We start from the raw sequence: 11,875 nt of genomic DNA, 5'->3' as shown, positions 1-11,875 counted from the left end.
CGTTGGTTCCCGCCATGGTCTCAAGGTTCTCCGCCATCCGGAATGCGCGTATCTGGATCGAGGATGATCGGCGTGACATAGCTTACACCATCCGCGAAAGTGCCCGTGGCCACAAGATGGATGTTGAACGGGTAGCAGCAGCCGCCTTTGGGAAACTGCGAACCGCGCACCATCATGTAGGCGCGGCGCTCGTCGACACGGGTCACTTCGAAATAGGCGGTGGCTGCTTCGGCGCTGCCACCGCTGAACGGCACAGCAGCAAATTCGACGTCCATGCTCTTGGCCAGGATGAAGCCAAGATACAGGTCTTGATCGACCCTTAAGCTTAGCGCAGTTGGCGTCGGATTCGTGTTGGGTGCCTTGCGGAAGCTGGTTTTTCCGCCCGGATTGATGGCCAGCAGGGCCGGCATGTCGATCTTGCCGGTATAGGTAGCGGCGGCAACATAGCGCACGTTCAATGCCTTGCCTGCTGTCTCGCCAATCTTGAGCACCCATGCCAGTTCCGGCGTCGCGGCTGGCCATTGGCCACCCATGGGAAATCTGTTCTCACTCATTGCACCAACCCCTCTGTTGTACCGGGCCTATTGCGACCGGATTTCGTCAAGTTGCCGTGCCATGCGCCGCCAGCGATCGTTCGTCGGATCGACCGCCTGCAACTCGGCAACGATCGACGCGGCTTCGGTCAGCGGTGGCTCTGCTTCGGCACGCAGTCCTGCCCGAACCAGAAACTTGCCGCGACCATAGAGGACGGCAAACAGAAGATCCTGCGTGTCCTTGTTGGCGCTGTCGCGTTGCAGCAGCGACCGCACCATCGCCTCGGCTTCGGCAGAATGCTGGAGCGCACTGCGGATGTCCCCAGTGCGCGCTTCGGCATCTGCCAGCCAGCTCAGGCGGTTGGCGACGTCGACGCTGGCATTGCGGTCGCCCGGCAGCATTGCCAGCACGCGGCGCTGGGCGGTGAGCGCCAGCTGGCAATGGCGCACCGCCTCGTTGAGACGGGCATCGTCGCTCAACGTCAGGCTGCACAAATTGCCCTCGGCATAGCCTGTTTCGCGCAGCGCCCGCAGGCCGGGTTCCACTGCGGACAAGCGAGCGGCAAGTGCGGCATAGGCCCGCATGCCGCGCTCGTGCGCGGCATCATCGTCGCGCACGCGCGCCGCTTCGGCCAACCAGAACTCGCTCTGGGCATGCGCGAAAATCCGGTCGGGGTTCTCGGGCTGCCGTTGCAGGGCGGCATTGGTGCTGGCGTATGCGCTGGCAAAAAGCCGCGCCGCCTGTTCGGCATTGGCGCGTTTGAACTCGTCCTCGCCCATCGCCAGCAGTACCCGCGCCCGCTGTTCCAGACTTTCGTCCGGCAGATCGGCGACGCTGCCCTGATTCTCGTAATAGGCATAGGCCCGGTCATTGACCGCGCTCATCAAATCGATCCGCCCCACCCCGCGCAAACCGTCGCGCAGATCGGTCAGCATATATTCGATCAAGCCCTCGGCCTCAGCCCGCTGGCGTTCGGCTTCACGCTGGGCTGAAAAGGCAAAGGCGGTCATCGCCGCCATGGCTATCACCAGCACAAAAGCGAAAGCCGTGATCGCCGTCACGCGCCACAGCCGCCGTTGCGCGTCGCGCTGGATCAGCGAGTCGAGCGGGACCTCAGCCAGCGCCGCAACAATCTTGAGGAAACCGAGCTTTCCGCCATCGCCGTCCTTGCGGAAATCGGCGGCGAGCGGCTCGCGGCCGTCCTCGATAAGCGCTGCCGGCATGACCTGCGCCGGGTCGCCCCGCAGGATGATGGGCAGGATCGGCGCATCGGGATGCAGCGACTGGAACAGCCGGATTTCCTGATCGACCCAATGCGATGCGCGCGATTCCGGTGAACATAGCACCAGCAGCGCAGCAGACTGCTCCAAGGCGGAGCGGATTGCATCCGAGAGGCTCGAGGCGGCCGCCAGTTCGGCGCGGTCACGGAAGATCGTCCCCAGCCGCGCGCCGGCCGTCCCCTGCCGGACGTGGGCCGGCAGGCGATAGCTTTCCAGCCGCCGGTGCAACTTGCCAGCGGTTGCCTCATCGGCATGCGAATAGCTCAAGAAGGCCGTGTAGCGGCGGGCTGCCGCATTGAGCGCAGCATCCGGTGCCGGATCGGTATTATTGGTCATGCGCCCGCCCTGGTGCCGGTGCTGGGTCGGGGGGCACCGGCTGTGGCCCATCGATGCCACAGTCGGCGCATTCGCAAAAGCATGCATTCCAACCGGCTTGCACCGGTGCCTCAGCCTGCTAGCCTTGGCGCGTGCCCGCCGTAGCCGCCTTGCGCCCGTCCGATGTGTTCGCGCCCGATGAATGGCAGCGGCTAACGGGTGTGTCGCGCTGGCGCGGCATCGCGCTGGTCTCGCATGCGTGGGCGATGGTCGGCCTGATCATCGCCGGCGCATTGTGGATCGATCATTGGCTGGCGTGGGTGCCGGCGGTGATGCTGCTCGGCGGCCGTCAGCTCGGCCTCGCCATCCTGATGCACGATGCGGCACACGGCTTGCTCCATCCCAACCGGCGGCTCAACAACTGGCTAGGGGAATGGGCCACCGGCGCAGCCGTGGGCAGCGACCTCAAGGGCTATCGCACTTACCACCTCACCCATCACCGCTTCACCCAGCAGGCCGAAGACCCCGACCTCGGCCTCTCCAAACCATTTCCGACCAGCCGCGCCAGCCTGGTGCGCAAGATGGTGCGGGACATGACCGGGCAGACATTCTTCAAGCAGCGTCTGTCGCAATTCACGCTGGCGTGGCGCGGCGTGAAGGCCTTGCTGGCAGGACGGAATGGTGCCGCCGATGCCCAGGCGGCGACCGCGGCCGGCACTCCGTTCAACCGGCAGGGCGCGGCTGGCATCAATGGTCCGGCTGCGGACGGCGAGGCAGGTACGATCGCGGTGGCCCGGACGGTCGGCAGGTTCCTGACCGTGCAGGCCATACTGCTCGCGCTATCCTTGCTGCTCCATGGCTGGACGCCGTTCCTGCTCTGGCTGGTCGCGCTCGCGACATCGTTCCAACTGGCGCTGCGCATCCGCAACATCGCCGAACATGCCTGCACCGCGACAGGGCCCGGCGATCCGTTCAGCCACGCCCGCACCACCAGCGCCAGCCTGATCGAGCGTGCGCTGCTTGCGCCTTACTGGGTCAATTTCCACGCCGAACATCATCTGTTCATGGGCGTGCCCTGCTATCGGCTGGAAACGGTGCACCGCCTGTTGATCGCACGCGGCTTTGGTCCGCGCATGACGCTGGCGGACGGCTATGCCAGCGTCATGCGTCAGGTAACGGCGCGCTGACGGGTCACTCGACCACGCGGCCGCGCGCCATCACCCAGCGGACTGCCTCCAGCGTGCGCACGTCGCTCAGCGGATCGCCATCGACTGCGATTATGTCCGCCGAGTAGCCGACCGCGATCCGGCCGATCTCATTGTCCATGCCCAGTGCGCGCGCCGCAACGGTGGTGGCGCTGGCCACCGCGTCGCGCGGGGACATGCCGGCGTCGATCAGTAGCTGGAACTCCTCGGCATTGCGGCCGTGGGCGAACACGCCGGCATCGGTGCCGAAGGCCACCGGAATGTTGAAGCGGCGCGCCAGCCGGACATTGTTGCCCAGCACGTTCAGCGTTTCACGGATCTTGGCTTCGACCACCGGCGTGTAGATGCCGCGCCCCAGCCCGTCGCGCACGCCGGTCAGCGCCCGCAGCGTGGGGACCAGATAGGTGCCGCGCTCGGCCATCACCCGCGCGGCTGCCTCGTCCATGAAGGTGCCATGGTCGATGGTGTCGATGCCTGCGCGCGCCGCCGCCTCGATGCCGCGCGCGCCATGCGCATGCGCCATGACCTCAAGGCCCAGGCTGTGCGCCGTATTGGCGATGCTGGTCATCTCTTCGGCCGTGAAATGCGCTTCCAGGCCGCGCCCCTGCTGGGACAGTACGCCGCCGGTTGCGGTAATCTTGATGACATTGCTGCCCGCCGCCGATGCCTGACGCACCCGCAGGGCGCATTCGACCGGGCCGGTGCAGGTGAAGCCGGTCGGCAGCGCGTCGATCACCTCGCGGCGGAAGCCGCTGATGTCGCCATGCCCGCCGACGATCGACAGCGCCGGGCCGGCGGCAATGATCCGCGGACCCTGGATGATGCCCTCGTCGGTGCCGCGCCGCAGCACGAACGCCGTCTGCCGCGCGGATCCGGCCTCGCGCACCGTGGTGAAGCCGGCGCGCACCGTCGTCTCGGCGTTCCTGACGCCGATGATCACCCCCCATTCCTCGGGGTCGACCGCTTCGCGCCAGAAATCGCCGCCGGGGTCGCTGGTCAGGTGGACATGCATGTCGATCAGGCCCGGCATTACCGTGCGGGTCGACAGGTCGATCAGCGTCGCGCCCTCTGGCGCAGGCTGCAGGCCTTGCGCAATGGCCGTTATGCGGCCGTCGGTGACGGTGATCGTGGCAGGACCGCCGATGCCGTCCGACGCCTGGGTGATCAGCCGCCCCGCGTGAATCACCTGCACGGCCGGGGTGGCAGCGGCGACAGGTTGCTGCGCCGCGGCCATGCCGAACATGTCGTCATGCGCCGATGCGGCAGCAGGAGTCAGCGCGATGGCTGCGGCAAGGACAAGCGAGCGGACGACTGGACGCATGAATTTTCTCTCCCCGGTTGGACCGGGGCGATGGTGCGCCGAGCTTGACCGGCGTGCAAGTCCATGTTGGACGATCCATTAAAAAGGGCGGGTCCCCCCGAACCCGCCCTTTCGCAACCCTGATTATTGCCCTGTTGTCACCAGAAGACGTCGTAGATCACATCGACCACTTCGCCCGTCTCGACATCGACCAGCAGCGCGTCGTCATAATAGCGGACCCAGCGATAGGGCCCATAGACGTCGGGCAGGCGATAGCTCCACGGATCGTTGATCCAATATTGATTGGAATAGAACAGCGGCCACAGCGAGAAGCCGATGCTCAGGCGACGGTAGTTCCAGTTGCGGTAGGGCGAATAATAGCGCCCCAGCCGGTAGTGGCTGCCATAGCGGGCCCGGTGGCCGCGCCAGTCATAGCGCCGGTCGTCGCGCCAGCGCTGGTCCCAGCGCCGATGGCCGTAGCGATTGTCGTAGCGGTCGTTTCGATCATAGCGTCCGTCCCGATCCCGATCGTACCTCCGATCGAGCCGCCCATCGCGATTTCCGTCCCACCGCCGGTCGAGCCGGCCATTGTCGTTGCGGTCCCAGCGCCGGTCGAGGTCGCCGTCGCGATTCCGATCCCACTGGCGGTCGGTCCGGCCATTGCCATTGCGATCCCAGCGCCGGTCGACGCGGCCATCGCCATTTCGGTCGAAATCGCCGGCCGTGCGGCCATCGGTCCGGCCCTGCCAGCCACCGCGGCCCTCGCCGCGCCGTTCGGCCGCACGCTGGGCTTCGCGAATCTGTTCGCTGGCGACCCCGCCACCGCGTCGCGCCTGCCACTGGCCGCGTTCACCGCCGCGCTGGCGCTCGTCGCCCTGCCAGCGCTGCTCGCCTTCACCGCGACCCTGCCAGCGCTGCTGGCCATCGCCACGGCCCTGCCAGCGGGTACCATCGCCGCCGCCGCGCCGGCCTTCGACCGGGGCGGGGGCCGGAGCGGGCGCGGCCGTCTGTCCGCCGCCACGACGACCCTGCCAGCCGCCGCCGTTACCGTCGCCACGCTGGCGGGCGCCATCGTCCCCGCCGCGCCGTTGGCCGCCATCGCCACCGCGACGACCTTCGCCGCGCTGATATTGCGCACGTTGCGGTGCTGGAGCGTTCGATTGCTGCGCGTCGCCGCCGCGTTGCGCGTCACGGATTATGCGGCTTGCGAAACCGCCATCCTGAGCGGATGCGGCGATCGGGGTAAGGGCTGTGGCGGCTATCAACAGCGCGCCGATCCAGGTTCGGGTCATGGTCTGCTTCCTCCGCACCGGGCATCTGGCGGCACTGCCAGCGGTCCCGGGCTTTGTCGCAGAATTATGACAGCCAAGCTGAGTGCAGGGTGAATGGTGTTGACAGCTTTGGTGCAGCGCAACGCTGCACCGGGGCCCGACGGGCGCCTAGATCCTGAGGCCCGCGGTCTCGGGCAGCCCGGCCATAATGTTCAGATTCTGCACGCAGGCGCCGCCCGCGCCCTTGCCGAGATTGTCGAGCGCCGCGACGAGTCGCAGCTGGCTGCCATCGGCGGACGCGAACAGATCGAGCGTCAGCCGGTCGCTGGCCGCCGCGCCGTCGCGCAGCAGCAGTTCGCCATCCTGTTCGAGCCCGCCGACCGTGACCAGCGGCGATCCGGCAAAATGGGCCTGCCATGCTGCGCGCATCTCGTCAGCCGGCGCGATTCGTGCGTCGGTGGCGCGCTGCAACGGCACCTCCACCACCATGCCGCGATAGGCTGGGACTACGGCAGGGGAAAACAGCGGTGCGTGCGCAAGGCCTGCATGGGCCTGCATCTCCGGCACATGCTTGTGCCCCAGCGACAGGCCATAACCGCGCCACGCAATGCTGCGGTCATCCTCGAACCGGGCAATGAGCGCCTTGCCGCCACCCGAATAGCCGGAGACGGCATGGACGACATAACCATGGTCCCGCGGCAGCAGGCCAGCGGCGATCAGCGGAGCGACCAGCGCCAGAAAGCCGGTGGGATAGCAGCCGGGATTGCTGACCAGCCGGGCCGCAGCAATCGCTTCGCGCTGGCCTTTTGCCAGTTCGGCAAAGCCGTATGTCCAGCCCGGTGCCGTGCGGTGCGCGGTCGAGGCGTCGATGATGCGCACCTTGCTGTCTGCAGCCAGTGCCACGGCTTCCTTGGCCGCGTCGTCGGGCAGGCAGAGGATGGCGATGTCTGCTTCGTGGAGTGCTTCAGCGCGCGCGGCCGCATCCTTGCGCCGGTCCTCGGGCAGGGTCAGCAGCGCGACGTCAGCGCGCGCGGAGAGCCGCTCGGCGATGTCGAGGCCGGTGGTGCCGACCCCGCCGTCGATGAACACCTGCGTCGGCATCAGGCGAGATCGAGACACTCGCGGCGGACATATCCGACCACATGTCCAGCCTCTGCATAGCCCCACGCCCACCCACCGCTGAGATCGAGCAGCGCATAGCCGGCGCCCGGCTGCAGTTCGATCAGCGGGACAGAAGCATCGTCTGCCGCCTCGCGAACCGCGACGGTCCGGTTGGCGATGCAGGCGACGGGTGCCGCATAATGCGGCGCGAAATGATGCGCGGCTTCGGCGATGTCGGCGAGGTCGGCACGGATCGCCTGGTGCCGCTCATCGAACGGCCGGGACGGTCCCGTCAGTGTGAAACGGACCGGTGCAGCGTCATCCGGTCTTGCTGGTGCTGCCTGCCTCGCTGAGGAGCTTGTTGAACCGTTCAAGAAAATTAGCCCCTGCGCCCGTCATTTCGATAAAGATGTTGCGGCCGTCGTTCCGGTCGCGCTTTCGCGCCAGATAGCCGAGCGCGGTGAGTTTGTTAAGGGCGCGTGTCACGACCGGTTTGGACACGTCCAGTCGCTCGGCCAGACCGCGGACAGTGTGGGGCCCGGGTGCCAGCGCCACGGTGAGCATGATGCCCATCTGGCGGTTGGTCAGGTCCGGCATGTCAGAGCGGATGATGTCGATGAGGCAGGTCATCCAGGCGGCGCTGTTCATTATGCTTCTTTCCGTCGCAGACATGGTTGGGCGCGGTGGAGGCAATCCTCCAATCGTGACCGTCAACGCACGCAGGCGAAACGGGTTGCACGGCAATTGTCACATCACAGAAATTTTCTTGTGCCCGCGCATCGGCGCGCCGGGGCTCAGCCGCGATAGCGTTCCCGCAGCATACCCCAGGCGGCGCGCAGGCCCAGCGCTGCGCCGCCCTTGGCGCGACCCGGCTTGGCGACGGGGCGCCATGCGAATGTGTCGAGATGCGCCCAGGGCAGATCTGCGGCAACGAACCGGCGCAGGAACAGCGCCGCGGTAATCGAGCCGGCAAATCCGCCGGACGGCGAATTGGTGATGTCGGCGCTGTCGCCCTTCAGCATCTCGTCATAGCCATCCCACAGCGGCAGGCGCCACAGCGGATCGTCGCGCTCGCGCCCATGTGCCAGCAGCGCGTCGGCCAACGCATCGTCATTGGCGAACAGCGCCGGCAGGTCCGGGCCCAGCGCAACCCGGGCCGCGCCGGTCAGGGTCGCGAAATCGAGCATCAGTTCGGGCCGTTCCTCGGCAGCGCGGGTCAGCGCGTCGGCCAGGATCAGGCGGCCTTCCGCGTCGGTATTGTCGACCTCCACGCTCAGCCCCTTGCGGCTGGTCAATATGTCGCCGGGGCGCATCGCGCTGCCCGAGATGCTGTTTTCCACCGCGGGGATCAGCAGGTGCAGCCGCACCGGCAGCGCATCCTCCATCACCAGCCTTGCCAGCGCCAGCGCGTGGGCTGCGCCGCCCATATCCTTCTTCATCAGCGCCATCCCGCTCGCCGGCTTGATGTCCAGCCCGCCCGAATCGAAGGTCACGCCCTTACCGATGATGGCGATGCGCGGATGATCGGCATGGCCCCAGACCAGTTCGATCAGGCGCGGCTCACGATCGCGGCTGGCCGCCCGGCCGACCGCGGCGATCATCGGATAGCCCTGTTCGAGCGCGTCGCCGCGCGTGACGGTGAGGGTCGCCTTGTGCGCCTTGGCCAGCGCGGCAGCGGCGGCCTCGAGATCCGCCGGGCCCATGTCGCTGGCCGGGGTGTTGACCAGATCGCGGACCATGCACACCGCCGTTGCCTCGGCAACCGCGGCGGCGATCCGGCCAGGCTCGCCCGACAGCAGCACCCGCGCGGCGTCCGCATCGGGCTTCTGCTTGTAGCGGGTGAAGCTGTGCTGCGCGGTCAGCCAGCCGACCATTGCCGGGCCGGGCTCGCCCTCGGCCAGCCGATAGGTGCCAGGAGGCAGGGTAGTGGCAAGCTTGGCGAGGCACCAGCTCGACAGGCTGGCGACGTTCGCGACCACCGTCACCACCGACCATTCGTCCGCCGCATCGCCGGGCAGGATGGCGTGGGCATAGCCTTCCGGCTTCAGCCGCTGCGCCGCTACCGCCGTGCGCGCCCGTTCGGGCTGGGCATTCAGCCATGCGTCGAACCCGGCCTTGTCGACAATGTGGATGGCGTGTGCGGGCTGGCCCTTGTCGGGATGCAGCATGGAGGAGAAGTCGGTCATCCCCCCGATGTAGGCACGCCCGCCCGAAATCGCCAGCGTAACGGCGGAACCCGCAGGATGATCGTGCGCTTGAAGCCCCGAAACCCCATCGACCCGCGACAGGATGACGCCATGCCTCCCCACGATCATGATAGCCGCACCATCGACCCCGTTGCCGGAAAGGTCGGCGAAAACGAAGCCGAGCGTCAGGGCAAGCAGCGTGCCGCCGACCAGCTTGAAGCCGACGGCGAAACCAGCGGGCTAGCCAGCGGACGCGGCCCTGAAAGCGCGCTCGACCGCGCGCCGCGCTGGCAGCCGCGCTATCCCGGTTCGGGCCGGCTGGCAGGCAAGGTGGCGCTGGTGACCGGGGGCGACAGCGGCATCGGCCGCGCCGTCGCCGCGCTGTTCGCCCGCGAAGGCGCGGATGTCGCCATCTTCTACAACAGTTCCGACGACGATGCGCATGAAACAGTGCGCATCGTCGAAGCCGAGGGCCGCAACGGCATGGCGATCAAGGGCGACGTCGGCGTCAAGGCCGACTGCGACGACTGCATTACGCAGATCGTCGAAGAGCTCGGCGGGGTGGACATCGTCATCAACAATGCCGGCGAGCAACACCCCGCCGAGGACATTGTCGACATCAGCGAAGAGCAGCTGCAGCGCACCTTCCAGACCAACATCTTCGGCATGTTCTATATGGTGCAGGCCGCGCTGCCGCACCTCAGCGCCGGATCGGCGATCGTCAACTGCACCAGCGTCACCATGTATCAGGGCGCCGGGCAATTGCTCGATTACAGCGCGACCAAGGGGGCGATCACCGCCTTCACCCGCAGCCTCAGCGAAAGCTTGGTCGAAAAGGGCATCAGGGTGAACGGTGTCGCGCCTGGCCCGATCTGGACCCCGCTCAACCCGCTGGGCGGCGCAGATCCGGACAAGGTGCGCAGCTTCGGCGAATCGACACCGATGAAGCGGCCGGGCGAGCCGAACGAGGTGGCGCCCGCCTTCCTGTTCCTCGCTTGCGAGGATTCAAGCTACATGTCGGGGCAGGTGCTGCACCCCAATGGCGGGACCATCGTCAACGGCTGACGCTCACTCGGCTGCGTCGAGCAGAGGTTCCAGCCTGGCCGTCCCGGCGCCCTTGCTGCGGAAAGCCAGCACACCATCGGCGATCGGGCCATCGCGCATGTCCTTGCGGTCGGCGAGATAATCCTGGTTGAGCCGCCATGGCATCGCCTTGGCGTTGCGCGGCATCATGTGCAGCGCGCGCTGGATATAGCCTGACGAGAAATCGAAGACATTATCTTCTTCGAGGCGCGCCGGATCGTCTAGCACCGGCACGGCGATGTCGCTGCCGGTCGCGGCCATGTGGTTGAGGACTCGGCAGACATAATCGGAGACGATGTCGGCTCGCAGCGTCCAGCTGGCATTGAGATAGCCGAACACCGCCGCATAGTTGGGCACGTTCGAGAACATGCATGCCTTGTAGTAGAAATGCTCGTTCCACTGCACGGGCGCGCCGTCGACGCTGACCGCGACCTTGCCGGCGAGGGCGAGATTGAGGCCGGTCGCCGTGACGATGATGTCGGCATCGAGATGCTTGCCGGACTTGAGCAGGATGCCGGTCTCGTCGAACCGCTCGATATGGTCGGTGACAACATCGGCCTTGCCGGCGACAATCGCGTTGAAGAAATCGCCGTCGGGCACCAGGCACAGCCGCTGGTCCCACGGGTCATAGGGAGGCGTGAAGGCGGCCGCGTCATATCGGTCGCCCAGCGCCTCCCGGATCTTGGTGGTCAGCGCTTCCTTGACCTTCTCGGGCTTGTTGCGCGCCATCTTGAATGCGAAATTCTGCAGACGGACATTCTTGAAGCGGGTGATGGCATAGGCCCAGCTTTCCGGCAGCAGCTTGCGCAGCGTGTTGGCAAAGCCATCCTTGGCCGGGCGGATGAAATACCAGGTCGGCGTTCGCTGCAGCATGGTGACATGCGCGGCTGCACCGGGATCGCCAGGCCTGACCATCGACGGGGTGATGGTGACAGCGGTGGCACCGGAGCCGACCACGACGACGCGCTTGCCCGCGAAGTCGAAATTCTCCGGCCAGAATTGCGGGTGGACGATCTGGCCCTTGAACGTCTCGCGCCCCGGGAACTGGGCATCATAGGGCTGATCATAGTCATAATAGCCCGAGCCCTGATAGAGGAAGCGCGCGCGCATCGTGCCGCGGCTGCCGTCAGCGGCTTCGGTGGTCACCGTCCACAGCGCTGTCGCGCTGTCCCAGTCGGCGCTAACAACCTTGTTGTCGAAGCGGATGCGGTCGCGGATGCCGCGCTCATCGACGATGCGGTTGAGATAGTCGAGGATCGAGGGCCCGTCGGCGATCGATTTCTCATGCTTCCAAGGCTCGAAGACGAAACCGAGCGTGTGCATGTCGCTGTCCGACCGGATGCCGGGATAGCGGAACAGATCCCATGTGCCGCCCAGATTGGCGCGCCGTTCGACCAGCGCAAAGCTGCGGTCCGGGCATTGCTGCTGCAGGTGCACTGCCATGCCGATGCCGGAGATGCCCGCGCCCACGATGAGCACGTCGACGTCTGCATGATGCTGCTCCGCCCCGGCCGCTCGACCCGCGTCAGGCCGCGCTATCTGACTGACAGCATTCATTTGCCGACTCTCCCTTACTGTATCGGGGGAAAGCCTAATGACA

11 protein-coding genes are annotated in these 11,875 nt (G+C 66.6%); 2 read left to right on the top strand and 9 right to left on the bottom strand.

Going from position 1 to position 11,875, the window contains the following annotated elements; genetic code table 11:
* Nucleotides 1-20 precede the first annotated feature (20 nt).
* Together AC0QC4_RS15575 and AC0QC4_RS15570 are read right to left on the bottom strand one after the other, a co-directional pair.
* A complete protein-coding gene (locus AC0QC4_RS15575; protein WP_483660923.1) occupies nucleotides 21-554 on the bottom strand; it encodes a hypothetical protein in 534 nt (177 codons plus the stop codon).
* Nucleotides 555-581: 27 nt separating this feature from the next.
* Complete coding sequence (locus tag AC0QC4_RS15570) at nucleotides 582-2,150, bottom strand: toll/interleukin-1 receptor domain-containing protein (protein ID WP_483660920.1); 1,569 nt, start codon at nucleotides 2,148-2,150, stop codon at nucleotides 582-584.
* A 131-nt stretch (nucleotides 2,151-2,281) separates the two neighbouring features.
* Here AC0QC4_RS15570 and AC0QC4_RS15565 point away from each other — a divergent pair, with 131 nt between their 5' ends.
* The gene (locus AC0QC4_RS15565; RefSeq protein ID WP_483660918.1) at nucleotides 2,282-3,316 is read left to right on the top strand and encodes a fatty acid desaturase family protein; all 1,035 of its coding nucleotides are present in this window, start codon (nucleotides 2,282-2,284) and stop codon (nucleotides 3,314-3,316) included.
* Between the two features lie 4 nt (nucleotides 3,317-3,320).
* Here the strand turns inward: AC0QC4_RS15565 and AC0QC4_RS15560 are convergent, their stop codons facing one another.
* From AC0QC4_RS15560 to AC0QC4_RS15535, 6 genes are all read right to left on the bottom strand, one after another.
* Nucleotides 3,321-4,655 carry a metal-dependent hydrolase family protein gene (locus AC0QC4_RS15560; protein WP_483660915.1) on the bottom strand — a complete coding sequence of 445 codons (1,335 nt, stop codon included), beginning with the start codon at nucleotides 4,653-4,655 and terminating at the stop codon, nucleotides 3,321-3,323.
* Between the two features lie 137 nt (nucleotides 4,656-4,792).
* Nucleotides 4,793-5,926: an RcnB family protein gene (locus tag AC0QC4_RS15555; RefSeq protein WP_483660913.1), complete on the bottom strand. Its 1,134-nt coding sequence runs from the start codon at nucleotides 5,924-5,926 to the stop codon at nucleotides 4,793-4,795.
* A gap of 147 nt (nucleotides 5,927-6,073) precedes the next feature.
* Nucleotides 6,074-7,006: an N-acetyl-gamma-glutamyl-phosphate reductase gene (gene argC, locus AC0QC4_RS15550; RefSeq protein ID WP_483660910.1), complete on the bottom strand. Its 933-nt coding sequence runs from the start codon at nucleotides 7,004-7,006 to the stop codon at nucleotides 6,074-6,076.
* On the bottom strand, nucleotides 7,006-7,380 hold the full coding sequence (locus tag AC0QC4_RS15545; protein WP_483660908.1) for a hypothetical protein: 375 nt from the start codon (nucleotides 7,378-7,380) through the stop codon (nucleotides 7,006-7,008). Before AC0QC4_RS15545 ends, argC begins: the two co-directional genes overlap by 1 nt.
* The gene (locus tag AC0QC4_RS15540) at nucleotides 7,325-7,654 is read right to left on the bottom strand and encodes a MarR family transcriptional regulator (RefSeq protein WP_483660906.1); all 330 of its coding nucleotides are present in this window, start codon (nucleotides 7,652-7,654) and stop codon (nucleotides 7,325-7,327) included. Before AC0QC4_RS15540 ends, AC0QC4_RS15545 begins: the two co-directional genes overlap by 56 nt.
* Nucleotides 7,655-7,800: 146 nt before the next feature.
* Complete coding sequence (locus tag AC0QC4_RS15535; RefSeq protein ID WP_483660903.1) at nucleotides 7,801-9,192, bottom strand: leucyl aminopeptidase family protein; 1,392 nt, start codon at nucleotides 9,190-9,192, stop codon at nucleotides 7,801-7,803.
* Between the two features lie 111 nt (nucleotides 9,193-9,303).
* On the opposite strand from AC0QC4_RS15535, the gene AC0QC4_RS15530 reads away from it, so the two are divergent.
* Nucleotides 9,304-10,257, top strand: a complete 954-nt coding sequence (locus AC0QC4_RS15530; protein ID WP_483660902.1) for an SDR family oxidoreductase — start codon at nucleotides 9,304-9,306, stop codon at nucleotides 10,255-10,257.
* Between the two features lie 3 nt (nucleotides 10,258-10,260).
* Here AC0QC4_RS15530 and AC0QC4_RS15525 read toward each other — a convergent pair whose 3' ends face one another.
* Nucleotides 10,261-11,832: a flavin-containing monooxygenase gene (locus AC0QC4_RS15525; RefSeq protein ID WP_483660900.1), complete on the bottom strand. Its 1,572-nt coding sequence runs from the start codon at nucleotides 11,830-11,832 to the stop codon at nucleotides 10,261-10,263.
* Nucleotides 11,833-11,875 lie beyond the last annotated feature (43 nt).

It is taken from the genome of Sphingomonas sp. jy18, from assembly GCF_056931895.1.
The sequence above is the reverse complement of the archived record's forward strand: the minus strand, read 5'-3'. Positions and strand labels throughout refer to the sequence as shown.

Excerpts from the sequence above, each read along its gene's own strand:
- AC0QC4_RS15575 (WP_483660923.1), bottom strand. The coding sequence starts at position 554 with ATGAGTGAGAACAGATTTCCCATGGGTGGCCAATGGCCAGCCGCGACG.
- AC0QC4_RS15570 (WP_483660920.1), bottom strand. The coding sequence starts at position 2,150 with ATGACCAATAATACCGATCCGGCACCGGATGCTGCGCTCAATGCGGCA.
- AC0QC4_RS15560 (WP_483660915.1), bottom strand. The coding sequence starts at position 4,655 with ATGCGTCCAGTCGTCCGCTCGCTTGTCCTTGCCGCAGCCATCGCGCTG.
- AC0QC4_RS15555 (WP_483660913.1), bottom strand. The coding sequence starts at position 5,926 with ATGACCCGAACCTGGATCGGCGCGCTGTTGATAGCCGCCACAGCCCTT.
- argC (WP_483660910.1), bottom strand. The coding sequence starts at position 7,006 with ATGCCGACGCAGGTGTTCATCGACGGCGGGGTCGGCACCACCGGCCTC.
- AC0QC4_RS15540 (WP_483660906.1), bottom strand. The coding sequence starts at position 7,654 with ATGAACAGCGCCGCCTGGATGACCTGCCTCATCGACATCATCCGCTCT.
- AC0QC4_RS15535 (WP_483660903.1), bottom strand. The coding sequence starts at position 9,192 with ATGACCGACTTCTCCTCCATGCTGCATCCCGACAAGGGCCAGCCCGCA.
- AC0QC4_RS15530 (WP_483660902.1), top strand. The coding sequence starts at position 9,304 with ATGCCTCCCCACGATCATGATAGCCGCACCATCGACCCCGTTGCCGGA.
- AC0QC4_RS15525 (WP_483660900.1), bottom strand. The coding sequence starts at position 11,832 with ATGAATGCTGTCAGTCAGATAGCGCGGCCTGACGCGGGTCGAGCGGCC.